The following is a 26178-nucleotide window of genomic DNA, read 5'->3' as shown; positions in this document are numbered from 1 at the left end:
TTAACCCCTTCATTTTGATTATGCGGTTTTTGTGGAGAAGCTAGCGGGAACACTCCCAGCTTTCATCCAGTCCGTCAGTCCAGCTTAAACTGTGACATTGGGTACAGACAAACTGGGAAGGCTGGTGCATCTTGTGACACAGATTGCATTTCTGTTCGCCCTCATGTGAATCATGCGGATTGTAGCGCTCATAATTTGTGGCCGCCTTTATCTCGTCCCAGCCGGTGCCGGCCCCTTCTTCAGAATGGCATTCCAAACAGAAATCCCGCCCGCCTGTTTCGCTTTCCAGAGGCAGGGTATAGTTTCCGATCATATAATTAAAACCTTCTTGCGCCTTGTCGAGAATGGAGCGGCTATGACACTCCCGACAGTTTACATCTTGCTGGGCATGCTTGTGATCTAATAATGATCCTTCGTTCCATGACTCGTAATATGGTTTAATAATATGACAGCTGGTGCAGAAAGAAGGGTTTTCACCGGCTCTCAACACAGCCGCGCCGCCGGCTCCCGCGATAGATACCGCCGCCGCCAGAATGATTAAGTTTCTTTTGGTTAGGAACCTTTCGCGAAGACTCTTGCGCCGCACCAATATTAACCTCCTCGAGTACTTTGGATGTTATCAGTACCATTTGTCATGGTTTCACTCTCTCCAGCACCGCAACAACCTCTTTATCGGGCACTATCCCTACTGCGCCTGTCATACCTTGCGTACGGAACAAACCGGTGAGACGATGGGGATTCCTTTTTCATCATGCGTTACATTCGCAACCACGCCGTACACTTCTTCCAGCATACGCATAGTAATGACTTCACCCGGCAGGCCCGAATTATAAAGCGAGCCGTTTTCATTCATAACCACGATATGCCGGGCATACCTTGCCGCAAGGTTGATGTCGTGCAGGGCAACAATAATATCCACGTTTTGTGTATCCACGATCTTTTGCAGAAGCTGGCACAGTTCCAATTGTTTCTGCAAATCAAGGGAATTTACGGGTTCGTCCAGTAAAATAATTTTCGGCTTTCGCACCAGGGTTTGGGCAATAAAAACCAATTTTTTTTGCCCTCCGCTTAATTCGCTGAAGTTACGAGTGGCTAGCGCGGCGATATTTAGTGATTCCAGCGTATCCATAACGATATTCAAGTCTTCATCCGATACTTTATGGCCGAGTTCGGGCAATCTCCCCAGAATAACCATTTCCAAAACGGTGAGTGTGGATATCTCCACATCCATTTGCGGTAAATATGACATGAGTTTTATCTTGTCTTCCGTATCCATGGCAGTGATGCTTTCATGGCTGTATAATATGTTTCCTTGATAATGCAGTAATCCGAAAATGGATTTAATCAGTGTGGATTTTCCCGCTCCGTTGGGGCCGAGAATTACATTGAGGCCTTTGGCAAAAGTAAGGTTTAAATTATCAAATACCTTATGAGATCTTTTGCTTTTATTATAGGAAAAGCTCAGGTTATTTACTGTAATCATTGCATACTCCTCATTTTACTGAATATGATGGTAATAAAAAACGGAATTCCGATTACAGCCGTTACCAAGCCTATGGGCAGAATGACTCCTTTTATAATAATCTTGCTTACGACAAAAGCAAACGACATGATAAAAGCTCCCGTTAATGCCGAGAGGGGCATAAAAAACCGTTGATCTTCACCCACTAACTGACGGGCGATATGAGGGGCTATAAGCCCTACGAATCCAATCGTCCCTACAAAGCAGACAGCTACGGCGGAAAGCAGGGAGGTCACAAAAATGACCTTCCTTCTTACTTTAGCAACATCAACGCCCAGACTTTTTGCTTTGGTGTCGTCCAGGGTCATGGCGGTTAGCTTCCACGCATCTTTGAACATAATCAGGAAACACAGCGCAAGTACAATAAAGACGATGAAAAATTTACTCCACGTGGTTTTCAGCAGGCTGCCAAAGGTCCAGAAAATCAAGCTTTGCAGTTCATCTTCATCGGCAATGTATTGCAAGATCATGGTGAGAGCGTTAAAAAGGAAGTTCAGCGCGATACCGAATAAGATAATTGCTGTTTTGCCGATGTGCTTCTGGCGTGAGAATGTGTATATAGCTACGGCCACCAGGAGTGAAAAGGCGAAGGCATTTACCGTCACGGCCAGCGTATCCGGCACATGAAACAGGCCGGCGTTCAATATCAGTCCCATAGCCGCCCCGAATGAAGCTGCGGCGGATATGCCCAGTGTAAATGGACTCGCTATCGGATTGCGCAGTATGGTTTGAATTTCACAGCCGCCGATACCTAACGCCGCTCCGACAACAACCGCCATAAGAGCCATGGGCAAGCGAATATCCATGATGATCATGGGATTATGCCCGGTCCCTTCGCCCGTAAACAAGACTCTTAATATTTCCCGGATGGTTATGGAAGAGGAACCGATTGAAATATTCATTAATAGCAAAAGGACCAAGCCGGCAAAGATTACTGCGATTAATACAATCCTTTTTTTAATTAGACTGTTATACAGTTTTCGGTTTGCGTTTTGTTCATGCCTTGTTTGGAATTTCATTATTTATATTACTCCAGTATGTTTTCGGTAAAGTAAATTTAAAGAGAAGGGCTCCGGATGGTTGGAACAGAAACCTGCTGGTAACGCAGACCCGCTTATCGTCGCTGTTCTTTCCGCAGCCCTTCCGCCGCATTATTTACTTGCTGTCTTCAAGGCTGTAGAACCAAGTGGTAATATCGCTGTCAAGGAGCATAAACCGGTTAAAGAACTCGTCCAGAACCGCATCCGGATTAACTTCCGCAAATTCTTCCGGATAGAATATCTTGGCCATTTTCAAACAGGGATAGAAGGCGTAGATAGAGCGGCTTGTCGCGTGGGCAAATTCGTACAGATCGCCATTTTTGACGGCCGTCAGATTATTCCAGCCGGGCCGGCTAACAATGTCATATTTGCATTTTTTCGTTTCTTTGATACAATCCAGCCAGCCGTCGTTGACGCCGCTGAGGATGATGTAATCGGGATCGGCTTCAAGCACATATTCGGGGTCAAGTTGATTGCCGCTCCCGCCGGAGGCCGCGCTGTCCAAAAGAAGCGCGTCGGCAATATTTTCTCCGCCGGCAATGCTGATGGGCAACCCCCAGCCTGAAACACTGGTTGCTGTGGATCCATAGATTTCAGAATACCCCGATTTTTCGTAGTATACCGTCGGCTTGTCTTTACGCTGGGAAAGGTTTTGGGAAGCGATCAAGGCATATTGTTCGTCAATGAAAGCCGATACTTCCGCGGCCTTTTCATTCTCCTGGAATATCTGGCCGAGCAGTTTCATGGTCTGCTGAACTGATTTATCCAATTTTTTACCTGGAACATTGACCAAAACGATGGGAATTCCCGCTTCTTTCAGCTGGTCTTCTATTTCCAGCGCATATTTATGGGCGGACATGGCCGAATTGACGATGAGAACATCCGGATCCATGGCCAAAATCATCTCCAGGTCAAAAGGAGCGTTATGTTCGGATATCTGGCCCACATGTTCCATATAGTTCCCCACGGTGGACGTGTACAGCTTTTCATATTTTTGTATGCCGTTGCCGCCGTCCTGTCCGGAAGCTGCCAGCATGTTAAAGGCGTCTTCACCTTTCAGGGGTATGATATAGTCAATAACATCCATGGTACTTATCGCATAGGAGGAAACCGGCAGGTCAATGGCAACTTCCCTGCCTTTGGCATCCGTTACCGTTACGGAGCTTGTGATTTCCTGTTTTACGGGCATGGCATCTTTATTTATTGCTACAGCTGTCGCTTTCTCTTCTTCAGGCGGGGGAACATATCCGTATTTTGCAGGGTCCGCGCCGGCAACCTTCAATGCATCGGCAACGGCATTGATGATACCGTTGCTTGTAAGGGTGGCGCCGGAAATGGCATCTACACCCAAAGACTGTGCTTCAATAATACGTTGGGGAATTTTCTCCATAGCAACAGTTCCGATACCTTCCGTTTCGTTATTCTTGTCTACGGTGATATCGGTAATTTTTCCGTCTTCACCGATTTCGGTTGTTACGCCAAGGTGTCCGTGATAGCCTGTCGCCGTGCCCGTAAAGCTTCCCGCTTTTACTGATGCGCCACACCCGGTGAGGGAGATAAGCAATGCCGTAATCAGAAATAAAGCAATAGTTGTTTTCTGAATTTTTCCCATTATTTTCTCCTCTCTTTTTTAATTTGAATCCGGTGGAAAGTAATTTTGTTTGGTTAATTTATGCGCCTCCTCTAAATTCAATTTATCTTCCTTTTGTTTATTCTCCCAGAGAAGCCAAATAAAAAAACCTTAACTCCCATAAGCTAAGGTTAATAAGCTAGTACGTTACCTTACTTGTTTAGAAAGGCAACTACACCAACCCTCTCCGCGGGAGGTTATCGTGTTTTGTTCAGGCAGGTCTCCTGACTCGCGGCTCATAGCAACCTCCCGCCTTCCCAGGCTCTTTACAAAACCTAGTGGCACTTTTGGGAGCTGCTCCCCACTTACAGTGGCCGGACCGTCCGGGATTTACACCCGGTTCCCTCTTCACCCCCGGCATGGCCGGAGGAACCTGAACTAATTACTTAATTTATTGCATATATTAACATTATTTTTAAAACATGTCCAGTATAAATCGAGCCACGTGCAAATAACCCTTGGCAAACCGGTAAGGAGTCATGGATTCTATTATGCACGAGAATCGATAATCTTGCGGACTTAAACGAACAGCCGCTGTTAGAGCAGTTGGACGTTGCCTTTCCGCCGAGCCACGCGATGGAGCAAAAACTTAGACCGAAAACCTTGTATAAGGTTGAATACGGCAAGTCTACAATTGCAGCAAACTGTCATGTTATCCCGGCCAAAAATATGCATTCATATCCCGCCGTTCTTACTTCTCTAAATTATGTAAAACGGAGAAATGAAAGTTATCTTTACCTAATTTAAAAACCGGAACATAGCCCGAAGCCGTTTTCTTTTTTGCGGCAGTTTTGCATCATTTTTACCGCTTGTTTTCGGTGGTTTGCGACTTTCACCCGGGCTAAAATTAAGAATGGCAAGATAAAAAAACAAGTGCCCCTGCCGGTATTGCCAATGGCCACCGGCAATACCGGCGAGTATGTATGGGGCGGAAAAAGAAAGCGGGGTGATAATTAATGACTGGCTTAAAATACCGCAATGAGTTAAAACACATCGTTACTATGGCGGATGCGCTGGTGACCAGAAGCAGACTATCCTGCATGCTGCGTACCGATAAAAACGCCGGGCCCAACGGCGGATATCATATCCGCAGTTTGTATTTCGATACTCCGGAGGATAAGGCCCTCTTTGAAAAGATGGAAGGGCTGCCGATAAAAGAAAAATTCCGCATTCGCTTCTACAATCACAATCACGGCTTTATTCGGTTGGAAAAAAAAGTAAAACACTACAGCAAAACCGCCAAACTTAGCACAACTTTAACCAAAGGTGAGGTGCAGGATATTCTCGGCGGCAGTATCACTTTCCTGAAAAAGTCGGGTCAGCCGCTGTTGCGGGAGTTTTACCTGAAGCTGAGAACGGAAAGGCTGGAGCCCAAGACGATAGTGGATTATATGCGGGAGGCTTACCATTACCCGGCCGGCAATGTAAGGGTGACCATGGACAGCAGTGTCAGAACGTCCATAAGTTCCACCGACCTATTTGATGCCGACCTGCCAAACGCAACGGCCCTGGATTCCGGCCTATGCATTCTTGAGGTTAAGTACGACGGTTTTTTACCTGAGTTTATCCAAGACATTGTGCAGCTGAATAACTGCACCTCAACCGCGTTTTCCAAATATGCGGCCTGCCGCCTGTATAATACATCCATCCGAGGCATTATGTAAGCACTGTAACTAGGCATTAAAGGGAGTGGGTTAATATGAAATTCAACTTTAACGATATTTTTAACACTAATTTTCTGGAAAAGGTATCCGGTTTTTCTTTCACCGATGCGATTCTGGCCATAACAGCCGCTTTCCTGGTAAGCATGTTCATATACCTCGTTTACAAGAAGACTTTTGGCGGTGTAATGTATTCACGGGCATTCAATATCTCGCTTGTGCTGCTGACCATGCTGACCACCTTGGTTATTCTGGCCATTACCTCCAATGTAATCATCGCTCTGGGCATGGTGGGCGCACTGTCCATCGTTCGCTTCCGCACCCCTATTAAGGATCCGATGGATCTAGTGTTTTTGTTTTGGTCCATAGTTACAGGTATAGTCATTGGCGCCGGCCTGATACCCCTGGCCGTGCTGGGCTCGGTAATTATCGGCATTATACTTATCGCCTTTGTCAGCCGGAATGTGATTGAAACACCCTACATTGTGATCATCAACTGCGCGGACGAAAGCGCTGAAGGCAGTGCCGTGGACCTCATGAAAAAAGTATTCTCCAAATACCGCGTAAAGTCTAAAACCATTACCGCGGAAAAAGGTATTGAGCTGGTATATGAGATACGCTTAAAGAACAGGGAGACAGAGTTTATTAACCAGCTGTCGGCCATACCAGGCATTACAAACTCCGCTCTGGTAAGCTTTAACGGAGAATACGCATCCTAAAGGAGCGGATGGTTATGACAAACACCAAACTAATATTACTATCCCTGATGCTGGTAGTTTTTGCAGCCCTGTTTATTGGTGCCTTTACAGTATTCGGTACCGGCGCCGTTAAGGTCTATGGAGATGAATATGTAACCAAGTACTTGCAAAGGGACAAAGTCATGCAAATAAACATTCAAGTTGATGAGACTGATTGGAACCATATAATGGACAACTCCACTGCGGAGGAATTTGTGAGAGCCACGGTTACTATAAACGACGATGTCTATCCGTCGGTGAGAATAAGACCCAAGGGCAATTCCAGTCTCAGCTCGGTTGCCGGCAGCGACAGCAACCGGTACAGCTTTAAGATAAATTTCAATGACTTAGTTGAAAACCAAACTATGGCGGGGCTGACCCAGTTAAACTTAAACAATTGCTTTTCTGATCCCTCTTATATGCGGGAATATCTCTCCTATCAGATTTTTGAGGAAATGGGGGTAGCCGTTCCGGCCTTCTCCTATGCCGCGGTATCCGTAAATGGCGAGTATTTCGGGCTTTACTTGGCGGTGGAGAGCATATTGGAGCCGTATCTGGAAAGGAATTTCGGGGAGATCACCGGGGACCTGTATAAATCCGTAGGTAATACCCTTAAATATAGCGGTGACAGCCCATCAGACTATTCAGGCCTGGAGGTGAAAAGTACACTAAAGAATGCCGATTGGTCCAAGCTGACCAAAATGCTTGAGGTGTTGAATAACGGCGGTGACATTGAAAAATACCTCGACGTCGACGCGGCACTAAAATATATTGCCGTAAGTACGGCCTTGGTCAACTTCGACAGCTATCTGGGCAACTTTGGCCATAATTACTATCTTTATGAGCAAAACGGCGTGTTTACAATACTCCCGTGGGACTTGAACATGTCCTTTGGAGGGTTCGGCTTCGGCGGTGATACTTCCAGGATATATATCGACGAACCGACCCAGGGGGCGCTTGCCGACAGGCCTCTAATAGCCAAGTTATTAGCAAACGAAAAGTATTTGCAAGCCTATCACGCCTATCTGGAACAAGTCGCCGCCAAGTATTTAAGCGGCGGCTATTTGGAGGCGGAAACCGACCGGCTGTACGAGCTTATTTCCGAATATGTCAGGACCGATCCCACGGCCTTTTTTACCTATGAACAGTTTGAGCAAAGCATTTCCGGCACTGATCCCGGCAACGCTTTGGAAGATAAAGAAACGGCGGGAGTGATAGCGGGCCGGCAGAAAAAAGAAGATGAAGATCCCACCCGTAATGGCGGGGCACGGGGTTTTGGCAACAATACCCCCGGTATCCTGAAGCTTGCTGCCGACGTATCCGATTCAATCCAAAGGCAACTCAGAGGGGAAATACCTTCCACCAATGACGGCAACGGAACGGGCATGGGTAGAGGCGCACCTGTGGGCGAAATGCCCGATAATCATGCCGCGGGGCCGCCCGGTCAACAGTCCGGCGGGAATATTGATATAAGGAAGCAAGAAAACGGAGAGAGACAGCCCGGCGAGATGCCGCTGCCACTGCAGGGTGTGGACATGAAAGCCGTAGAGACGCTTGGACAGGAAATCAGGCAGGCAGGTGAACTCACCGAAGAGCTGCGTAAAAAAGCCGAAGGACTGGGCATTCCCGATGATATGCTCGAAATGATGGCCCGCAGCCAGGATCAAATAATGTTTGGCGGGATGCGCCCGCCGGAAGGTGCCGCCGGTAATCGCCCCATGGGTATGGGCAGGCCGCAGCAATCATCCATTGACAGAAATGCATTAACCGGGCTGCTGGCAGTATCGGGGGTGCTTATTGCAGTGGGGCTAGCCATCGCCTTATTGTTCAAACGCAGAAGATATTAGAGCTGGCTAATTCCCAATACTTTGTTTAAAATGAAAAGAAGTAGGGGGGAATGCAGCCATGCCTAAGGATATATATATTGCAGATGACGAACAAAGCATACGTGACGTGATTAAATCTTTTCTGGAAAGTGAAGGGTACCGTGTCACCGCTTTTGAAAACGGTGATAAGCTTCTTGCCGCTTTTAAAGAAGATCCATGCGATCTTGTAATTCTTGACGTTATGATGCCGGGATCCAACGGTTTTACTATATGTTCAAAATTGCGCGGAATAAACACGGTACCCATAATCATGCTCACAGCACGTGATAGCGACATAGATTACGCTACCGGGATAAACCTCGGCAGTGATGATTATTTTACCAAGCCCTTTTCCGCTCTATCTCTGGTTATGCGGGTTAAGGCGATCTTTCGCAGGATAGAATTTGATAAAGGTCAGGACAATTCTTCTCCGAGTGTCCTTGCCTATGCCGACATTCAAATCAACTTGAACCACAAGACCGCGGTGCTCGGCGGTGCTCCATTGGAGCTTACGCCAAACGAGTACAGTCTCTTATGCTACCTCATCGAAAACAAAGACAGGGCAATATCTAGGGACGAGCTGCTCAGTAAAATATGGGGCTACAATAGCGAGGTGGAAACCCGAGCGGCGGATGATGCCGTGAGAAGGTTGCGCAAGAAACTATCGGGCAGTAGGACGGTGATCGACACGGTATGGGGCTTTGGCTTTCGCCTCAAGGAGCGTGAAGCCGGTGAGTAACATCAGCGGGCGTAAGATAAGCATCCGCACAAGGATATTCGTTATAATGCTGTCACTTATCGCAGCTATTTTTTTAATGGTCCTGGCCGTTTTTAACCTGCTGGTAGGAGAATATATCAAGAACAGTGTAAACGAGCAACTTAAAGATGCAAGGCAACTGGTGCATGATGGAGCGATCCCGCCAAAACTCACGCCGGGCGGGCAACCTCCGCCAGTGCCGGGGCCTGAATTCATCCCCGATATGCGAAGGCTGCCGGGAGGCCCAGCGGACAAGGCCGAGGTAATGGTTGTCTCGGATAGCTATGAACTCATCTTCCCCAATTCGAGCATGTCTTTTATGCGGAATTATGATGAAATAAATGCTTTAGCCGCACAGCTGAAGCATGAGCAAGTAAACCTGCAAAGCAACCAAATCACACGGGTAAAAGCCTCCGAACGGGAGTACTATTTTATGTCGGCGAAAATGCCGCCAAACCCGTTGGGCGGCGTATCCTATTTGGTGTACTATATAGATATGACGGCGATCAAATCCTTTGCGGGCCGTATCAATATTGTGCTTCTGGCAGTTATGGGTATAGCCGGGATTCTGGCTGCGACGATCTCTATCTTTTTGTCCGGTTTAATTGCCAAACCCGTTAGGGAGCTTACGCGGTTCGCCGTGCGAATCGGCAAAGGGAATTTTTCGAGGAACACCTTTGATTATAGCGATATAGAGCTGGCGGAGCTGGCCGAGAGCATGAACAAAGCGGCGGTCCAGCTTGATGCCTACGACAAGGAACAGAAACAATTCTTTCAAAATGTATCGCACGAGCTTAGAACTCCGCTGCAAGCCATCAAGTGCAATGCTGAAGGCATCAAGCAGAGGATTCTGGACCCCGAAAAATCAAGCAGGGTGATCATAAGCGAAACCGATCGGCTAAGAAAGATGGTTGAGGATTTGCTTTACCTCTCGCGTATCGACAGCATAACGACAGACAGTAAAATTGAGGAATATGATTTGCGCGAGCTGCTCTCCAACTGTGTGGAGCGTCAAAGAAGCTTGGCAGCGGAGCGAAATATCCAATTCGTTTTTGAGTTTGATGATCAGCCGGTAAATATGTGCTGCGACGAAAAGCACATATCCCGCGCCTTTTCCAATCTCATATCGAACGCAATCAGATATGCAAGAACCGAAATCATACTTGCATGTCGTCAGGCCAACGGCAGGATAACCATTGCGGTAGCCGATGATGGTGAAGGCATATCGAACCAAGATCTGCCGCATATTTTTGACCGTTTTTACAAAGGTAGCGGGGGTAAGTACGGTATAGGGCTTTCCATTGTAAAGTCAGTTATTGAGCAGCACCGCGGCAGAATTGAAGCTCAGAACACCGGTATGGGAACCCTCTTCACAATCACCTTTTAGAGGCCAGGCGAAAGCGAGAAATCACTATGGTATTATAAAAGGGATAACCTTAGTCTTGTTATTCAAGCGCGGAAGATATTATAAAGTTTGACCGATGAAACGGTTACCGTGCGTACCGCAGAGTTGCGCAAACGATTTGCCCGGAGGAGGTTGTTGGAAACCGTTGTTTCGTCAGAACACCGGGTTGCGCTGTCCTGTGGTTTGGCTGAATATACATGTAAGCTATTGAAAGGTTATCTAATCAAAATATTTATATCCTTAGCCTGATATTGTGTATATCGCTCTCCGGAAAACCAAAGCGATATTACGAGAGGCTTTCATAATATCGCTAACAATATTCCAATAGCGAAGGGTTTAAATATCCCCGCTTAATCAATACCATAGGATAATCTTCGCGCTAATTTGCCTAAATAATTCATCAAGCCAATTTTTGCAATTTTTGATACTACCTTCCCGAATTTGCGATAGAAAAGATTAAATAATAAATAAGGAACTCTCTGGTTCCGTTCATTGGGGAGTCTTTTAATAATATTTTTAATTGAATAGAAGTCCTTATATATTTTTAGATAACCTTCATAAAGTTGTCGCCGGGTCATTTTATTGGGTAAGAAGACTGAGTAAGATGTGTTATAGTGGGTTGGCTCATAATCAATTATGCGGCTTTCGGATTTCAATCTTTGATAAATCTTAGTTCCCGGGTACGGAGTCAAAATATGGGCTGTCATCGTCTCTATTTTATTTTTAACAAGCCAATTCAACGTCTCCTCAAATACGGTATGTTCATCAGCATCAAAACCAAATACTAAACTGGCATTGACCATTATGCCCCTGGAATGTATCTCCCGGATTAGTTTTTCGTAACTCTCGATATTGTTTTGGTATTTACCTACGCTTTCAATGGAAGCTTGATTAATCGTCTCAAAGCCAATGAATAGACTTTCACATCCCGAGTCCTTCATTGCATCTAAGAGGTCGAGGTGCTGAACTAAGTTAACTGAAACTGCCGCATGCCATTTCAGATTAAGTGGCTTAATTTGTTTTAGGAATTCCGTTGTCCAGCTAATATTTCCAATAAAATTGTCATCAACAAACATGACCTGTTTAGTACCCAAAGCTTTGACTTCTTCAATAACGTTTGCCATGGGGCGATTTCTAAACTTGTTATGAACGTATTCACAACTATTATAACAAAACTCGCATCGGAAGGGACATCCCCTACTAGTTACCACAACGTTGGTGTACAAATACTTTGATTGGTTAATTAAACTCCATTTGGGAATAGGTGTATTGGCTAGATTAGTGGGCTTATCATTATAATATTTCTTCTTTAAATCGCCTGTTTGGGCATCTGCTAAAACTTGTTCCCATAACTCCTCCGCTTCCCCAATGCAAACTGAGTCAGCGGAAGCTAAGGCCTCATCCGGATTGGCACTAACGTGAATCCCGCCTAAAATAACCTTAATTCCCTGCTTGCGATAATATTTAGAGATTTCGTAGGCCCGCTTAGAGGTGTCCACGTTTACGCTAATTCCAACCAAATCAGGCTTGTCCTCTAAGTTCAACTTACAGACGTTTTCATCTTCTATATACACTTCATGTTCATTGGGAGTTAACGCAGCTAAGATTAATAAGGCAATGGAAGGTGACATAACCCTTTTAAACTCAGAGTCCATCGGCCTTAATGTCATTTTGGGGGAGATTAATTTTATTCTCATATATACCTCAATATATTGTCGTATTAATGGCGCTTGGGCTAATGAAGATGCGCCTAGCAAGGCATTAGGAAGGTTTTTGCCCTCCGCGCTTAAATGTTATTTGGTTTTGGTTTCACTTTTATATTCTAAAATATCTCCGGGTTGACATTCCAAAGCCTTACAGATCGCCTCTAAAGTTGATAAGCGAATTGCTTTTGCCTTTCCATTTTTTAATATAGACAGGTTAGCCATTGTTATTCCAACCCTCTCCGAAAGTTCTGTTACGCTCATCTTTCTTTTAGCCAACATTACATCAATATTGATTATAATCGCCATGTTATTCACCTCAGACCGTTAAATCGTTTTCTGATTTTATGTCTATGGCATTTTTTAATAGTTTTTGAAGAACAGCAGCAAAGACTGCGATCACAATTGAAGCAAAAGTAATGACCAATCCAAGTGCTACGATACCTGGAGCATCGTCTGCCTGCGCCATGGGAAATAAGAGTGGTATGAGTCCTGCATATAAAATACTGATTGTAACTGCACAGTATTTTATATCTTTTAAAGCCTTTATAGATACTTCCGAGAAAGCTTTGTTCTTGTCAATATAGATTAAAAGTTTTAAAGTCCGATACAGAGCAAAAAGAAATGGGACCGCCGCTGCATACATACCGATTAAAACGGGATATAGCAAATAAGCTGGATAATGTTCCGCTGCTTCATTAGCTATCGAAGGCACTCCAAATATACATAAACCAAGAATCGGAATTCCGATAAGAATAACAACCACCTTTAAAAAGAGCGTTTCTCGTTCCATAAAAAGCACCTCACTTATTTATTGTTAATTTGATCTTAACACGTAATTTATTGTTTTACAATAAATTATTATCAATTTTTATTAAGTTTTTATTGATAATGCTTCTTAATTGAAAAATAAAAACACCGGTTAAGGCGATTCTTCACCCCAACCGGCATAGTAATCTATTCAATTTCACATTCAATCTTCCATATAACGGAACAGTACCGCAAACATTGGCCCGCATTGGAGTAGTATTAAAAAATCCGGGTTTTACGTCACTACTCATTGTGTTTTTCATGATCAGTATGCCATTTATGCTTATATAGCCGGATCAGCTTATATCCATGTAAATAAATTTGAGCTAATGATTTTTAATAACTAAAAGGGTCCGACCCCACCTGATCAGTTATTCCGGGTTATAAGATGGGAAATTTATGTTAAAAGTCGTCCCCTTCCCCAATTGACTCGTGACATCTATGCTGCCGCCTTGTAACTGAACCAGCTTTTTCACAATCACCAGCCCCAGGCCGCTCCCTTTTTCCTGCGGGTAACCGCCGCGCTGGTTCTTCACCTGGTAAAACCTGTCCCAAATGTGCGGCAGGTCTTCGGGGGCTATACCAATACCGTCATCCTCAATGGTCAGTACAACTTCACCCTGACGGACCTCCACCCCAACCCCGACGGTACCGTTCTCGGTGGCCCGGACAGCGTTCCTCAGCAAATTCCTGATAATCTGTTCCATTCGGTCAACATCACCGAGCACGACCGCGTTTTCTGCTTTCTTCTCGAACAGAATTGAGGTATTCTTGCTGCCGGCCATTGCCTCCATGGATATGACCACACCCTGGGCCAGGGCAATCAAGTCCATCGGCAGTTTTTCCACGGTGATATTGCCGCTTTCCAGGCGGCTTAACGCCAATATATCATCTACCAGCCTGGTGATATGAATCGTTTGAGTGTAAATCGTGTCCAAGTACCTGTTCAGCAAAGCTTCATCCTGCACCATACCGTCGCGAATAGCCTCAACAAATCCCTGAACAGCAGTCAGGGGGGTACGTAACTCATGTGATATCTCCGCAAACAACTGGGCTCTTTCTTCTTCCATCCTGCGGCTTTCGGTTTGCATCTCCCGCAGCCTCACCGCCAAGTGGCTAAGCTGACCGGCAAGGTCTTTAATTTCCTCCAAAGGCCGCTCCTCAACACTTAGAACATAATTCCCCCGGTTAAGCTCCGCCACGGTGACAGCCAAACGGGAAATCGGCCTGGATATGGATAGGGCCAGGTAAGCGGAAATAAACATAAAAATCACCAGTATGGTCATGCCTCCGATAAGCAGATACAAACGCATTCTGTTTAAAGCATGGTCAAGATTAACCGGATTCGTTTCCAGCAGGATACCGTTTTCAATAACGTCTTTATTATCGTTGTTACCCATGGGGACAACGGCGGCAAAAATTAGCTGACCCGTTTCCTGATCAGCCGCCCGGGTAATCGCAGTTTCACCCTTGCTGAACAAGTTGACAAATTTCGCATCCACCTGGCTGCCGGGCACCACTTCCTGCTCCGCTGAGGTGCCCATAATATTTCCTTGCCTGTCAAAGACAGTAATCCTGGTTTCGAAGATATCGGCCAAGAATTGCAACATTTGCTGTCTACCCTGAGCCTGATCATTTGTTTGTCCGGCAGGCGGCACCACCCATGCCTGGCCCTTTTGCTGGAGCAAGGCAAAGTTTACCCGTTTGGCCTCGCGTAACAACTCCTGTTGGACCTGATCATAGGCTATTTGCTTCACTACATAGCCGGAAAACATCGTCAGGACAATCAGACCGAAAACAAAGGTTATCATATTGGTAAACAGTATCCTGGTGTGAATATTTTTATTGAATTGCTCCCGCAGCAAGTGCCTGAGCATAAGGAATAGCCTGCCTGCAGCGTGGATTACCAAATGAAGTCTTTCTTTGCCCTGTTGGAGATAAGAATTCACAATGTGCTCTCTCCCTCCTTAACAGGAGGTGTAAACTGGTATCCCACACCCCAGACAGTTGTCAGGTATTCATGGGGCAAGGGTGCCAGCTTTGTCCTCAACCTGCGAATATGTACATCCACTGTACGCTGATCACCAAAGTAATCATACCCCCAGACAGCTGTTAACAGTTCTTGCCTGGTGAAAACCCGCCGGGGATTCTGAGCTAGATAATAGAGCAAATCGAATTCTCTGGGAGTAACTTCCGTTTCTTTACCGTCAACCAAAACACTCCTGATATCGGCCTGAATTTCCAGCCCCGGGTATTTCATTTTCCAGTTCATTAACGTATCAAGCGGTTGGGTACGGCGTAGTACCGCTTTTATTCTGGCTACCAGCTCCCTGGGGCTGAAAGGCTTGGCAACATAGTCATCAGCTCCCATTTCCAGCCCCAGAACACGGTCCGCTTCTTCTCCTTTGGCTGTAAGCATGATAATGGGAATCATGCGGATCTCCCTTAAATTGCGACATAGCATAAGCCCGTCCTTACCCGGAAGCATGATATCCAGTATTACCACATCAGGGTTCTCCCGGTCGAATGCGGGCAAGACCAGATCACCGTTGTTTATCCCAATGATTTCAAAACCTTCCCTTTCACCGTACAACTTGATAAGTTCCAGTACGGTTTGGTCGTCATCAACTACCAAAACCTTGCCCAAATACGGCATTATTTCCCCCCTCAGCGAGTGGTCTAGACAACAAACAACCCGCCGGAAAAGCGGGTATGTTGGATAGCAGCCGGTTAAACAATTGATGGATGAGTTATATTGAGCATATCATCTAGCAACTTAATTTAACATATAAAATTGATGGTTGTAATGGATATATCATGCCAAATTGTCAAGAGCAACTGTTACTTCTTTGAGCTTCAGGTTTCTTACTCAGGCCCGGAAATTTCAAAAAACCTTCCTTATTATAGGCAATTATACCGGAGAAATGTTAACTAGTTTTTAACAAACCTTTACAATATGTTACGAAAATATCACTAATTATTAATGGGTACTCTGGAAAATTTAAATTTTTGTAACATTTATTAATATTCTCAAAAAATATTTTAAGGTATCTCACAAAAGTTGGCTAATATTTCACTGGTATAATTATCTGCGGAGTAAACTTTCTTTTTAACATCGCCCCGTGGGATAATCCCGGGATCTGTTAGATTAAGGCTATTGACCAGCATGCTCGCAAATTCGGCCCGGATGACCGGGGCGTTGGACGCAAATTTGTCCACTGTTACACCGTGAACCACATTTTTTTGCACCATGAGTTCAATGTCTTTTTGCGCCCAGCGGCCTTGGATGTCGGCAAAGGTTTGGTTTACCGCTCCAGCAACGCGTATTTGGTGAAGTGGTTCATTTCGGCCGCTGCCGTGCCGGTTGCTGCGTCATAGGTGGTGGGCAGGGTTTTCCAGGTTTTTGCCGCTTCGTTATAGTACCCTATGATCAGATCCGCAGCATGCGCCCGTTTTTCCACCGGCACCTGCAGCACGATTATTTACCGGCGCGCTGAAAGTGGTGGGGTTTGGGTTCTGAGTCACCGGTCTGGCCCGGACTTCCAGTTGGCCGGCTCCGTCTCCCAGGACTGCCGCCGCTTTGATTACGTCTGCGGAATCAACAGCTGTACTGCCCCGATTTTCACTTCCACCGGTTTGGCTTTTTTAACCAAAAGCAAAAAAATAATTGCCTCCATAGGGGAAATGCTACAGTTGCGGAAAAAAGGCGCAATATTAACCTAATAAGCTCCAAAGGAAAAATATGATGTATTTTCATGGTTGCTGGCTAATTTTGCATATGTTACAGTATAGGCGGATATTAGTCTTAAAAAATATTAAGTAAGTACTCTGGGCAGTCAAAAGTTCTCCAGTCTTAAGAAGCCAAATAATCGTCGCTAACATCAGAAGTATCTTGTCTGGAACGAATTATTTGGGTTATGAGCAAATGTGAGTTTTGGGCTAACAGGCGAAAAATGGACTTTCACAAATACTCCGTCACAGTTGCCTCCAAAACGATAGTTTTGGACGGGGTTCTCAAATAACGAAAGAACAAGGCAGGAGTTCGCTGAGAAAAACACAAGGCGATCAGCTGCACCAGTCCCGTCGCGATACAGCTATACATTACAAATCCTTCGATAGCCTGAATAGCCAATCGAATACGCTGTCTGTCCATTTCCTTAGGCACTTGCTCCAGGGGATGAGGTTCTCCTTTCCAGAGATGCCGCTACAGCTTCGGCATTGATTTGCTCCAGAAGCTGTAGCCGAATACACCAATCACTTGCTTCATTTCCCGAAACGTGCATTCGATCTTGAACCGATAGCTGTACAAGCAAATGATGTTCACCGCTGCAAGCGCCAGGTCGGTGCTCATTAAAATAGAAAGCTTGTTGCCCATCCTGACCAGAACAAAGCACAGTTTCTGATACAATCCCTGCCCTCACAAAAGATCCAGACACAAAAATTGCACCGCATCTTCCTTACCCTACATCGTCACGGTAGCGGTTTGAAACTCCGTTGCGCGTGTATTAAACAACTCCTTCAACTTCACGGTTGCCCTCTTTTTCGACGACGACTTCACCCCTTTTTCCTTGGTAGCGGGTCGCTCGTACGCCACGGCATTAGCTTTGGCCTTGGTAACGATATACATGTGGGCAGTTCCGGATTGATTGAGAGCCTTTAACCGCTACAAAGCAGAAATGGTAAAAAAATAGCGATCCAGTAGAGGCAAGACGTTGCCAAATACCTTAGTAGCCTCAAAAGCCTGATCAATTACTTGCATCACATGGAAGTTCTGTCGCTCTCCAGATTGCTCGCCCCAACCAAAGATCGTCTTCACAGCGTCTTGCAGATTCATAAACGAGGGTAAACAAAACCATTTCTGAGGCGTTCCTGCTAAAATGCCAATAGCGCCGAACAGATGACCGAAGATATACTCGCCCTTAGACGAATTTTCAGATTTCCGATGAAACTTTTTGATAATAGATTTTATACATCAATACTTTCATTACACATGTTACATGACTTGGAGTGATGTCCCAGAGGGTGAGCATGACATTACTTTTAATGTTTTTAGCTTAACAGACACGGATAGTAATCCTTATAATAACGAAAAAACAAAATCATTTACATGGAAAGGATATCGGGACCTTGTTGCTGGCTCTTTTACGGTCTCTCCAGATTCAGTCGACATAGATGAATTAATAGCATGTGAATTTAAGGTAAAAAATGAGGGTACAGGAACGGCTTGGGATGTGCCTGTTTGTCTTCTTTTAAATGGCTCAACTTTCCCATAACAAAAAGGCACTTTAAGCCAAGCCCAGCCTGGAGCCAGGGGAATTAATTGCTTATGTTGACATTCAGAACGGATTAACAACAGCAGGTAATATCTTTTCCCTTATATATATTGGCAATTGCTGCAACCATGTTTTAACTTTTTCGGCAACAGATAATGCTTGAGGTTCTACCGTATTAGCAGTCAAGATGGAATTCATTATCGATAACAATTGGGTAAGGGCTGTTTGATAGTCAAGTTCCCTTACCTCATCACACATCATGAAGAACAGCTCCCCTAATGACTTAGGGTCAGTATTTAACCGTGACTCCCAGGATAATACAATGTATCGAGTAAAAATAATACTGGTATGGGCTACCATCATATCATAGGAACGTCCTTGAAATTCTTTAGCCAACTGCAAGTAGGACTTAGCAACCTTAAAAAAGGTCTCAATATCCCAGCGCATGCCGTAAGTACGAACAATTTCTTCATTAGATAAAGTACAGTCGGTACTGACTAAAGCTAACCACTGACGCTTTTGATGTATATTTCTTACAAATACTATTTTAGCTCTAATACCCATTTCGATTTCAACGATAACCGAAGATAATATGCGTTTATCGGAGGAATCAGCAACAGGAGTCGATTTTTTATAGATTTCTTTTAAGGTCACCAAGGTTAACCATTTGCTGCCATAAATATACTTTTGATTAAGATCCTTTACCATCCCAATGACAGTAAGACCTTCGTTATGCAGGGATTTAATCAAGGGTGTTAACATAAACCAGCTATCCATCAATATTGTATCCGCCTGAACGCCAGCTTTTAATGCATGGCTAACAAGGGACAATACAACCTCCAGAGTACTTTGAATCGCTTCTTGGCGGCGTTTATAACCATGTGTACGTTTATCTATAGATGAAGATGTTTCACAGTAGCGATTTTTGGGTTTACTTGAACTGAGCAAGGAAAAATCAATTGGGACAAAAGAGTGCCCGTCCGACCAACCTAAGGCTAACATTCGAAACCCTTTAACAAATTTACTGCTGGTGTGGTCAAAGACGTTGGCAAGTAACTCTACACTTTTACTTCTTCCACGGCTATAAAGAGAATCGTCAATGATTAGCACACGTTTTCTTTTGGAAGATGTGAGCCGGGCCATTTTGGATATTACATTCTGGCTAACAGCCAATAAAAAGTTCCTCCAGCCATAATGTGGATTGTTCAAAAACCGATACACTACATTTTTACTAGGCAGATCCTCTTTTTTAGAGCTCTGAAGCAATCTAAACCAATTTTTATTTTCAAAAACCATAGAGAAGATCAAACAAAAAACTGTTAAACAAGAGAATCCCAATCCTTTAACGATGCCAGCTTTGCGTAGGTAATTTGCTATTTTTAACTCTGAAAACGAAGATTGAAGTCTTTTTGGTAGTTGCTTAACTCCTGAGTTTTTTATTATCATGATCATGGACACTTTCCTTGGTCTGGTAATTTTGGTTTTAGGCAATTCCATTTTACCAAAAGGATTGGTGTCTTTCTGTATCTTTTCAAAAATTTCAAGGGTTATTTTATTTACCAGCAAGGCCGCTTAATTATTGGGATACAGGTCGTTTTGCAAGTGGGAAAGTTGAGTATATAACTTTTATAATTTAATTGAACAATAAATGTTAACGCAAGGGGAGAAATTAATGATAAAGAATATAGTATTTTTTACAATGTTTTCATTTATAGCAATTAACAGTACAGGAGGTATAAATAGTAATTATATAGACAATTCTAAAGGTAGCAAGACTAGTTACACAGAGAAGTCTGAGGAGATCGATATTATGATTAAGCCTAATTTCCCGCCTTCCATAAGAACTAGAATATCATTTGCAATTCCACGAACAAAAGTAATTGAACAGTATGGAGAACCACAAGAAACAAAAAAAATAGATGAATATACTTATGATATGTGGAATATGAAAGATGGAAGTAAGGTATTTGCTATTTATCATGAATCGATATTTAAAGATAGTTGGCAATTTAAAAATATTCCTACAAATAAAATGTTTGAAGATTTAACCGTAAACAAAAGTGACTATAATGAAGTTCTCAAAATAGATCCTTATTCATTTTTATGGAAACCATTTAAAAAGAATACCATGATTTTTAGCGAGCATAGAGTGACTAATGAAGAAGTTGTACGAGTTGAGTATATAAATATCGATGATAGATTCATTGTTAAAGAAATTGAATATCACTTATCCGATCCTTATAATTTTTATTCAATTATTGATTCGGATGTTTAATCTAATCTTAAATTGCCACCAATAGGAAGTGATAATCTGGGAATGCGTGTCAGTAAGAAATAAAGCCAGATTAATAGAAGGGAAAAGAAAATCAGTATAAACAAAACACCAGCGTCTTTAAAAAGGTGTTTTTTTATGCCATTCTTTAATATTCAAAGGCAAGTAATCAAACCCATAGCAGAATATTGATGCAAAAATAAAGAAGGACAAGCACTTCCTTGAGTATGCCGGGTAAGATTGAACACTTTGACCGGCGAGATTGAATAGTGTGACCGTTTGAAACTGAACACCCTTACCGGCAAAATTTAACACCATTTTCAATAATTTGTTTAATGGCAATTGAGGGCTCTGCCCTCAAACTCCCGAGGTTTATCGCTTTGGTTTTCCAAAGAGAGTGATAAATGATTGATATTAGTAAATCTAGTTAATGCCCCTCCTGGCTTTCTACACCTGAATATTAGATGTACAGTCTTTGCGGTGAAGGTGTTCAACTTAGGCGGTCAAACTGTTCAATTTCAGCGGCCAAGGTGTTTTTTCCCGCCGGTATATTCATTCCTAGCAGAAAACATCACCCTTCTCCTCAGCGAAGGTACCCTTATTACCCCCGATCAGGTCTGCTACGAGGCATTGGCGATATCGAGCAGAAAATCAAGTGCCCAGGTGGCTGATGACAATAATTTTGTCGATACTTCGCCGGTTAGTTCGGTTACGCTTGCAATAAGTTCATTATTAAGAGATGAGTTTCTCTTTGAATAAGTAGATTTTAATTTCGACGATTATAGACATGCATTCATTATAGTCATTGACTTATTTGAACAATCCGGTAAAATCAAGGGTTGCAAAATAATCTGCGGGCGTTTCTGCCCGGCGGATCAACTCGGTGCTGCCGTCCTCTTTAAGCAGAACTTCAGCGGAGCGCAGCTTCCCATTGTAGTTGTATCCCATGGAAAAGCCATGCGCGCCGGTGTCGTGTATGACCAGTAAATCGCCGATTTGGATTTGGGGCAGCAAACGGTCGATGGCGAATTTATCATTGTTTTCGCACAGTCCACCTGTAATATCATATTTATGCTCACAAGGATTATTTTCCTTGCCCATAACTGTAATGTGATGATATGCGCCGTATATCGCGGGGCGCATCAGATTTGCAGCACAGGCGTCAAGGCCGATATAATCCTTGTAGATATGCTTCTCATGGATGGCAGTGGCAACAAGGCAACCGTACGGACCTAACATAAATCTGCCCAACTCGGTGTATATCGCAATGTCATCCATACCCGCGGGGACAAGTACCTCATCATATGCCCGTCTTACGCCCGCACCGATGGCCACTATATCAACGGGTTCCTGCTCGGGATGATAAGGTATGCCGATGCCGCCTGATAGATTGATAAACGAGATATGTGCACCCGTCGCCTGGTTTAATTCTACCGCAGTTTTAAACAAAAGCTTTGCCAGCACCGGGTAATATTCTTGCGAGGTGGTGTTGCTGGCTAAAAATGCGTGCAGGCCAAAATGTTTAACACCCAATTTTTGCAGTGTGTTAAATCCCTCAATTAACTGCCTGTGGGTGAAACCGTATTTGGCCTCGCCAGGGGCGTCCATAATATCGTTACTGATCAGGAACCTACCGCCAGGATTATAACGGCAGCAGATAGTCTCCGGTATGTCCGCAACCTTGTTAAAGCAGTCTATGTGGGAGATATCGTCAAAGTTAACAATGGCGTTTAACCTATGCGCCAGCATGAAATCCTCAGGCGGCGTCATATTTGAGGAGAACATTATTTCATTGCCCTCAAAACCTACAGCCTCGGCCAGCATTAACTCGGTAAGCGAAGAGCAATCCACTCCGCAGCCCTCTTCTCCTAGAATTTTAAGGATGGCAGGGTTTGGCGTAGCTTTGACCGCAAAATACTCCTTAAAGCCTTTATTCCACTCAAATACCTGCTTTAATCTGCGCGCATTTTCCCTGATCCCTTTTTCATTATACAAATGAAACGGTGTGGGATATTTTTTGGTAATCTCCTGCAGTTGCTCGAAACTTACGAACGTTTTTTTCACGGACCCCATTATTTTCCCTTCCTCATCTCAATAAATTTTATTTCATTTTTCAAAGAATCCTTGAATAGATCGATCAGGTTTTTCTTTTTGGAATATAAACAGGTTGAATTATTACCGTACATGATATCCCCTGTCAGAATATTTTTCAATACATAAATAAAATGAAAGCAGCATCCAACTATAAAATCTAATGTTAATTATAAATGTTGAATTGTTAGATGATTAAAGCGTTTTCAGGTAGGGTTTTGACCCATACGTTGGGGACATTCCTGTCCCCAGAGGAATATCCAAGCTTCAAGCAGGTATGTCCCCTTTCCTTATACGGCGGTAGTCCCCGCGGCGGTTAACGAGATAAAAATTCCTGTCTTGTAACAATTGTTCATAGTTTCGTAAAACATGTTTATCTTTCAGCAAACATTGGTTCATATTTTTTCAGTATAATTGGCTTGAAAGGAGGAGCATAGATTAAACATATTTCATTTAGCACAAAAGCAGACAAGCTTTTCTTTTTAAAGAAAGGATAGGATAAATGTGCAGTTTGCTATAGCGCTTATTATTTTTGTTTTTATCTTAGGTGTTTATGAACAGATAAAACACAATAAAAACTTAAACCAGATCAAGCTTAGAATTAATATAAACGGCACAAGAGGTAAATCGACCGCAACCAGATTAATTACCGGTATTTTAAAGGAAGCAGGAGTCAAGGTTGTTGGAAAAACGACGGGAACCAGTGCGAGAATTATTTATTGGAACAAGGAGGAAGAAGAACCAATCATACGAGGCCCTTTAGGTCCAAATATTATAGAACAAAAAGCTGTTGTTAAGAAAGCAGTCAAGCTTGGCGCATCTGCATTTGTAACAGAGTGTATGGCTGTAAATCCCGATTACCAGATCATTTTTCAGGAAAAGCTTGTTAAAGCAAATATAGGGGTTATCGTTAATGTTCGTGAAGACCATATGGATGTGTGCGGCCCAACCTTGGATTTTATTGCAGAGTCCTTTACGGCTACAATACCCAAAAACGGAACCCTTATTATTGATGACAGCAGATATAATGACTATTTTACTCAGGAAGCAGAGAAAAGAAACTGCCGGATATTAATTGCCAATGAAAAAGAAATCCCGAAAGGTTATCTGGAAAAATTTGAATATGTGATTTTCCCGGAAAATGTTGCTCTTGCGCTGGCTGTGGCTAAAGCGCTAAACATTGACAAAAGTACTGCCTTAAGGGGAATGTTAAACGCTAATCCTGATCCGGGAGCATTAATGATCCATTCCTTAGACAACAAAAGCCCCACATATTTTGTCAATGGCTTTGCCGCCAATGATCCAAATTCTACACGAATGATCTGGGAGCATATAACAGCTCTTGGTTATCCAACCCAAAATCCGATGGTAATTGTTAATTGCAGACCTGATAGGGTTGACAGGACACTGCAGCTGGCAGAAGAGGTGTTGCCAAATATGGATATTGATATTCTTGTTGCAATGGGTCAGACAGTAAGTCCAGTTACCGAAAGAGTTAACAGTAAAAAAATATCTCCTCAGAAATACATAAATGTTGAAGGTTTGTCTCCTCATGAGGTTTATAAAACAATTAAGGATTATTTTAAAAACAGAGTAATTTTTGGCATTGGAAACATTCACGGCGGCGGCGATGAATTAGTTGAATTGATAATTCACGACTTTCCCGCCGAATTAAAAAACTTGCTTCAATCCGGAAACGAATCAATACCACAAGTTATTTAATTTAGCTATTAAGGGAGGGTAAACGGTTGCTTTTTACGGCTATTGGCACAGTTATAATTTTGGGTGTAATTTTGAGCTTGTTATTTACGGAAGTTACCGGAATCTTACCTGCCGGTCTGATTGTCCCGGGATATTTAGTTTTACTTATAGATCTACCCCAGGCTATATTTTTGACATTCTTTATTAGCCTCTTGACTTATTTAATAGTTAATTTCGGAATGAGCAAAGTTACAATTCTATACGGCAAAAGAAAATTTGTAGCTATGATAGCAGTGGCAGTGGTGTTGCAGCTTATTACCTATGCAATATTGCCCCTTGATTATCGTTATATCTCCGGACTGGCAGCAGTTGGTATTGTTGTGCCCGGATTATTAGCAAACACAATTCAGCGCCAAGGTATAGCAACAACATTTCTAAGCACCGGATTACTGTGTGCAATGACTTATGGTTGCACATTACTGTTAAATGTCAGTATATGAGAAAGGAGGTGTAAAATGGACACTTTATACGGGCAAATAAATAACAAACAATACATGAGCACATCAGAACCTATCGGAGAAAAAAGTCGGCATGAAACTGTTGCGGTTTTTAATACACTAACATTGAAAGAAAAATGCCTGTATCTCGTTAAGGTCAGCAAGAGAAATACCGGTTTTCAAGTAATTGGGCTAATGGGATTAACTCTGCTGATTATTGCTACAGATTATCTGTTACTATGATTTTTTAAGAAAGGAGCAAGATAAGTATGAAAAAACAATCTCTCAAGATTCTGGCGTTAGTTATGTTGCTTACATTTGGAATGGGTGTAAGCGCATATGCCTTCACAACAGGCTATCGTAGTTTTTCTGAACTAGCTGCAGCTGAAGACCCTTCGGACTATACCATTAAAGCTGATGATATCGGAAGCGATACAACAATTTTAGCTATACACGGAGGCGGTATTGAAAGAGGCACTTCAGAATTAGTCGGGGCATTGAACGAATACGGTAAATATAACACTTATTCATTTGAAGGGCTTAAAGCGGCTGATAATGGGAGCCTTTTTATGAAGGCTATCAATTTTGACGAACCAACAGCTGTCAGTTTAGTTAATAGATCAGATTACACTGTTTCTGTTATCGGAGCTGCCGGCGATGACGAGGTTACTTATATTGGCGGTCAGAATAAGTTGTTGGCGGAATTGATTAGATTACATCTTACCGCCCAAGGATATAATGTAAAAACTTTAAGTATTCCTGATCGCATTGCCGGAGTTATGGACAACAATATAGTGAATAAGAATCAATTGTTTAAGGACAATTATCAGCTTGGCGGCGTTCAGATCGCTATTTCCAAAGGTTTAAGAGATAAGCTCGCAACTGATTCCGGTACTTTAAACAATTATTCAAGCTCCATCAATCAAGCGCTAGGCGAAAGCTGGCCGACAGTAGTTGAGCTCATGAAGAAGATTAATAATAACTCTGAAGGGTTTTTAAATAAGCTTAACCCTGAAAAGCACAACTTCGATAAGAAAATCCAGAAAGTATTGGAAAAAGGAGCAAAGAACCCCAAGGAATTAATTCAAGATGTTAAGGTAGTATCAGAAGAGTAAACCTGAAAGAATACCGTTTACACGGGTGTTTATTCAGTCTCAGTCTCCAGTCTCCGTTTATTAAAATAAAATGGGCTGTTGCACAACGAATTATTTAGT

Annotated in this window: 25 protein-coding genes and 1 riboswitch; of the genes, 11 read left to right on the top strand and 14 right to left on the bottom strand. The window is 43.3% G+C overall.

The annotated features are described in order from the left end of the window. Nucleotides 1–40: 40 nt before the first annotated feature. From ABDB91_RS03430 to ABDB91_RS03415, 4 genes are all read right to left on the bottom strand, one after another. Entirely contained in the window at nt 41–586 is a 546-nt protein-coding gene (locus ABDB91_RS03430; RefSeq protein WP_347490242.1) for a cytochrome c3 family protein, read from the bottom strand. A 111-nt stretch (nt 587–697) separates the two neighbouring features. Continuing rightward, nucleotides 698–1483: an ABC transporter ATP-binding protein gene (locus tag ABDB91_RS03425; protein WP_347490241.1), complete on the bottom strand. Its 786-nt coding sequence runs from the start codon at nt 1481–1483 to the stop codon at nt 698–700. Beyond that, nucleotides 1480–2541 carry an iron ABC transporter permease gene (locus ABDB91_RS03420; protein WP_347490240.1) on the bottom strand — a complete coding sequence of 354 codons (1062 nt, stop codon included), beginning with the start codon at nt 2539–2541 and terminating at the stop codon, nt 1480–1482. Before ABDB91_RS03420 ends, ABDB91_RS03425 begins: the two co-directional genes overlap by 4 nt. A gap of 136 nt (nt 2542–2677) precedes the next feature. Further along, nucleotides 2678–4174 (bottom strand): ABC transporter substrate-binding protein, encoded by a 1497-nt coding sequence (locus ABDB91_RS03415; RefSeq protein WP_347490239.1) that lies wholly within the window; start codon nt 4172–4174, stop codon nt 2678–2680. Between the two features lie 214 nt (nt 4175–4388). Next, nucleotides 4389–4584, bottom strand: a riboswitch (cobalamin riboswitch). Between the two features lie 564 nt (nt 4585–5148). Here ABDB91_RS03415 and ABDB91_RS03410 point away from each other — a divergent pair. The 5 genes from ABDB91_RS03410 to ABDB91_RS03390 are packed head-to-tail and all read left to right on the top strand — an operon-like array spanning nt 5149 to nt 10599. Next, nucleotides 5149–5856 (top strand): polyphosphate polymerase domain-containing protein, encoded by a 708-nt coding sequence (locus ABDB91_RS03410; RefSeq protein WP_347490238.1) that lies wholly within the window; start codon nt 5149–5151, stop codon nt 5854–5856. A 35-nt stretch (nt 5857–5891) separates the two neighbouring features. Next, complete coding sequence (locus ABDB91_RS03405; protein ID WP_347490237.1) at nt 5892–6572, top strand: DUF4956 domain-containing protein; 681 nt, start codon at nt 5892–5894, stop codon at nt 6570–6572. Between the two features lie 14 nt (nt 6573–6586). Then, complete coding sequence (locus ABDB91_RS03400; RefSeq protein ID WP_347490236.1) at nt 6587–8437, top strand: CotH kinase family protein; 1851 nt, start codon at nt 6587–6589, stop codon at nt 8435–8437. Nucleotides 8438–8495: 58 nt separating this feature from the next. Beyond that, on the top strand, nt 8496–9194 hold the full coding sequence (locus tag ABDB91_RS03395; protein ID WP_347490235.1) for a response regulator transcription factor: 699 nt from the start codon (nt 8496–8498) through the stop codon (nt 9192–9194). Further along, a complete protein-coding gene (locus tag ABDB91_RS03390; RefSeq protein ID WP_347490234.1) occupies nt 9187–10599 on the top strand; it encodes a HAMP domain-containing sensor histidine kinase in 1413 nt (470 codons plus the stop codon). Before ABDB91_RS03395 ends, ABDB91_RS03390 begins: the two co-directional genes overlap by 8 nt. Before the next feature lie 368 nt (nt 10600–10967). Here the strand turns inward: ABDB91_RS03390 and ABDB91_RS03385 are convergent, their stop codons facing one another. The 8 genes from ABDB91_RS03385 to ABDB91_RS03350 form a co-directional block, all read right to left on the bottom strand. After that, nucleotides 10968–12314 (bottom strand): radical SAM protein, encoded by a 1347-nt coding sequence (locus ABDB91_RS03385; RefSeq protein WP_347490233.1) that lies wholly within the window; start codon nt 12312–12314, stop codon nt 10968–10970. Nucleotides 12315–12410: 96 nt separating this feature from the next. Further along, nucleotides 12411–12629, bottom strand: a complete 219-nt coding sequence (locus ABDB91_RS03380; RefSeq protein WP_347490232.1) for a helix-turn-helix transcriptional regulator — start codon at nt 12627–12629, stop codon at nt 12411–12413. Between the two features lie 10 nt (nt 12630–12639). Then, complete coding sequence (locus ABDB91_RS03375) at nt 12640–13113, bottom strand: DUF2975 domain-containing protein (RefSeq protein ID WP_347490231.1); 474 nt, start codon at nt 13111–13113, stop codon at nt 12640–12642. 388 nt (nt 13114–13501) lie between these two features. Then, nucleotides 13502–15079, bottom strand: a complete 1578-nt coding sequence (locus ABDB91_RS03370) for a HAMP domain-containing sensor histidine kinase (RefSeq protein WP_347490230.1) — start codon at nt 15077–15079, stop codon at nt 13502–13504. Beyond that, nucleotides 15076–15786 (bottom strand): response regulator transcription factor, encoded by a 711-nt coding sequence (locus ABDB91_RS03365; RefSeq protein WP_347490229.1) that lies wholly within the window; start codon nt 15784–15786, stop codon nt 15076–15078. The genes ABDB91_RS03370 and ABDB91_RS03365 overlap by 4 nt, the downstream gene beginning before the upstream one ends. A 649-nt stretch (nt 15787–16435) precedes the next feature. Next, a complete protein-coding gene (locus ABDB91_RS03360) occupies nt 16436–16606 on the bottom strand; it encodes a hypothetical protein (RefSeq protein ID WP_347490228.1) in 171 nt (56 codons plus the stop codon). 485 nt (nt 16607–17091) lie between these two features. Further along, complete coding sequence (locus tag ABDB91_RS03355; RefSeq protein ID WP_347490227.1) at nt 17092–17295, bottom strand: hypothetical protein; 204 nt, start codon at nt 17293–17295, stop codon at nt 17092–17094. Between the two features lie 39 nt (nt 17296–17334). Further along, the gene (locus ABDB91_RS03350; RefSeq protein ID WP_347490226.1) at nt 17335–17538 is read right to left on the bottom strand and encodes a hypothetical protein; all 204 of its coding nucleotides are present in this window, start codon (nt 17536–17538) and stop codon (nt 17335–17337) included. 544 nt (nt 17539–18082) lie between these two features. Between ABDB91_RS03350 and ABDB91_RS03345 the strand changes: the two genes are divergently transcribed. Further along, nucleotides 18083–18403, top strand: a complete 321-nt coding sequence (locus ABDB91_RS03345) for a hypothetical protein (RefSeq protein ID WP_347490225.1) — start codon at nt 18083–18085, stop codon at nt 18401–18403. A gap of 63 nt (nt 18404–18466) precedes the next feature. Here ABDB91_RS03345 and ABDB91_RS03340 read toward each other — a convergent pair whose 3' ends face one another. Then, nucleotides 18467–19969, bottom strand: a complete 1503-nt coding sequence (locus tag ABDB91_RS03340; protein ID WP_347490224.1) for a transposase — start codon at nt 19967–19969, stop codon at nt 18467–18469. Between the two features lie 106 nt (nt 19970–20075). Between ABDB91_RS03340 and ABDB91_RS03335 the strand changes: the two genes are divergently transcribed. After that, nucleotides 20076–20678, top strand: coding sequence for a hypothetical protein (locus ABDB91_RS03335; RefSeq protein WP_347490223.1), 603 nt, complete (start codon nt 20076–20078; stop codon nt 20676–20678). 807 nt (nt 20679–21485) lie between these two features. Here ABDB91_RS03335 and ABDB91_RS03330 read toward each other — a convergent pair. Next, entirely contained in the window at nt 21486–22748 is a 1263-nt protein-coding gene (locus ABDB91_RS03330; RefSeq protein WP_347490222.1) for a diaminopimelate decarboxylase, read from the bottom strand. Nucleotides 22749–23270: 522 nt separating this feature from the next. Here ABDB91_RS03330 and pgsB point away from each other — a divergent pair. From pgsB to ABDB91_RS03310, 4 genes are read left to right on the top strand one after another with little or no spacing between them, the layout of a single operon-like run. Further along, complete coding sequence (gene pgsB / locus ABDB91_RS03325) at nt 23271–24488, top strand: poly-gamma-glutamate synthase PgsB (RefSeq protein ID WP_347490221.1); 1218 nt, start codon at nt 23271–23273, stop codon at nt 24486–24488. 26 nt (nt 24489–24514) lie between these two features. Further along, nucleotides 24515–24967, top strand: coding sequence for a poly-gamma-glutamate biosynthesis protein PgsC (gene pgsC / locus ABDB91_RS03320; protein WP_347490220.1), 453 nt, complete (start codon nt 24515–24517; stop codon nt 24965–24967). 15 nt (nt 24968–24982) lie between these two features. Next, entirely contained in the window at nt 24983–25207 is a 225-nt protein-coding gene (locus tag ABDB91_RS03315; RefSeq protein WP_347490219.1) for a hypothetical protein, read from the top strand. Nucleotides 25208–25233: 26 nt separating this feature from the next. Further along, the gene (locus ABDB91_RS03310) at nt 25234–26079 is read left to right on the top strand and encodes a poly-gamma-glutamate hydrolase family protein (protein WP_347490218.1); all 846 of its coding nucleotides are present in this window, start codon (nt 25234–25236) and stop codon (nt 26077–26079) included. The last annotated feature ends 99 nt before the right edge of the window (nt 26080–26178 follow it).

Source organism: Desulfoscipio sp. XC116 (assembly GCF_039851975.1).
Taxonomy (GTDB): domain Bacteria; phylum Bacillota; class Desulfotomaculia; order Desulfotomaculales; family Desulfallaceae; genus Sporotomaculum.
Note: the sequence above shows the minus strand (reverse complement) of the source record. Positions and strands in the feature narration are given on the sequence as shown.

Bases quoted from the DNA above. Each gene is read 5' to 3' on its own strand.
- ABDB91_RS03425 (WP_347490241.1), bottom strand. From the start codon at position 1,483: ATGATTACAGTAAATAACCTGAGCTTTTCCTATAATAAAAGCAAAAGA.
- ABDB91_RS03420 (WP_347490240.1), bottom strand. From the start codon at position 2,541: ATGAAATTCCAAACAAGGCATGAACAAAACGCAAACCGAAAACTGTAT.
- ABDB91_RS03415 (WP_347490239.1), bottom strand. From the start codon at position 4,174: ATGGGAAAAATTCAGAAAACAACTATTGCTTTATTTCTGATTACGGCA.
- ABDB91_RS03410 (WP_347490238.1), top strand. From the start codon at position 5,149: ATGACTGGCTTAAAATACCGCAATGAGTTAAAACACATCGTTACTATG.
- ABDB91_RS03405 (WP_347490237.1), top strand. From the start codon at position 5,892: ATGAAATTCAACTTTAACGATATTTTTAACACTAATTTTCTGGAAAAG.
- ABDB91_RS03400 (WP_347490236.1), top strand. From the start codon at position 6,587: ATGACAAACACCAAACTAATATTACTATCCCTGATGCTGGTAGTTTTT.
- ABDB91_RS03395 (WP_347490235.1), top strand. From the start codon at position 8,496: ATGCCTAAGGATATATATATTGCAGATGACGAACAAAGCATACGTGAC.
- ABDB91_RS03385 (WP_347490233.1), bottom strand. From the start codon at position 12,314: ATGAGAATAAAATTAATCTCCCCCAAAATGACATTAAGGCCGATGGAC.
- ABDB91_RS03380 (WP_347490232.1), bottom strand. From the start codon at position 12,629: ATGGCGATTATAATCAATATTGATGTAATGTTGGCTAAAAGAAAGATG.
- ABDB91_RS03375 (WP_347490231.1), bottom strand. From the start codon at position 13,113: ATGGAACGAGAAACGCTCTTTTTAAAGGTGGTTGTTATTCTTATCGGA.
- ABDB91_RS03365 (WP_347490229.1), bottom strand. From the start codon at position 15,786: ATGCCGTATTTGGGCAAGGTTTTGGTAGTTGATGACGACCAAACCGTA.
- ABDB91_RS03335 (WP_347490223.1), top strand. From the start codon at position 20,076: ATGATAAAGAATATAGTATTTTTTACAATGTTTTCATTTATAGCAATT.
- ABDB91_RS03330 (WP_347490222.1), bottom strand. From the start codon at position 22,748: ATGGGGTCCGTGAAAAAAACGTTCGTAAGTTTCGAGCAACTGCAGGAG.
- ABDB91_RS03315 (WP_347490219.1), top strand. From the start codon at position 24,983: ATGGACACTTTATACGGGCAAATAAATAACAAACAATACATGAGCACA.
- ABDB91_RS03310 (WP_347490218.1), top strand. From the start codon at position 25,234: ATGAAAAAACAATCTCTCAAGATTCTGGCGTTAGTTATGTTGCTTACA.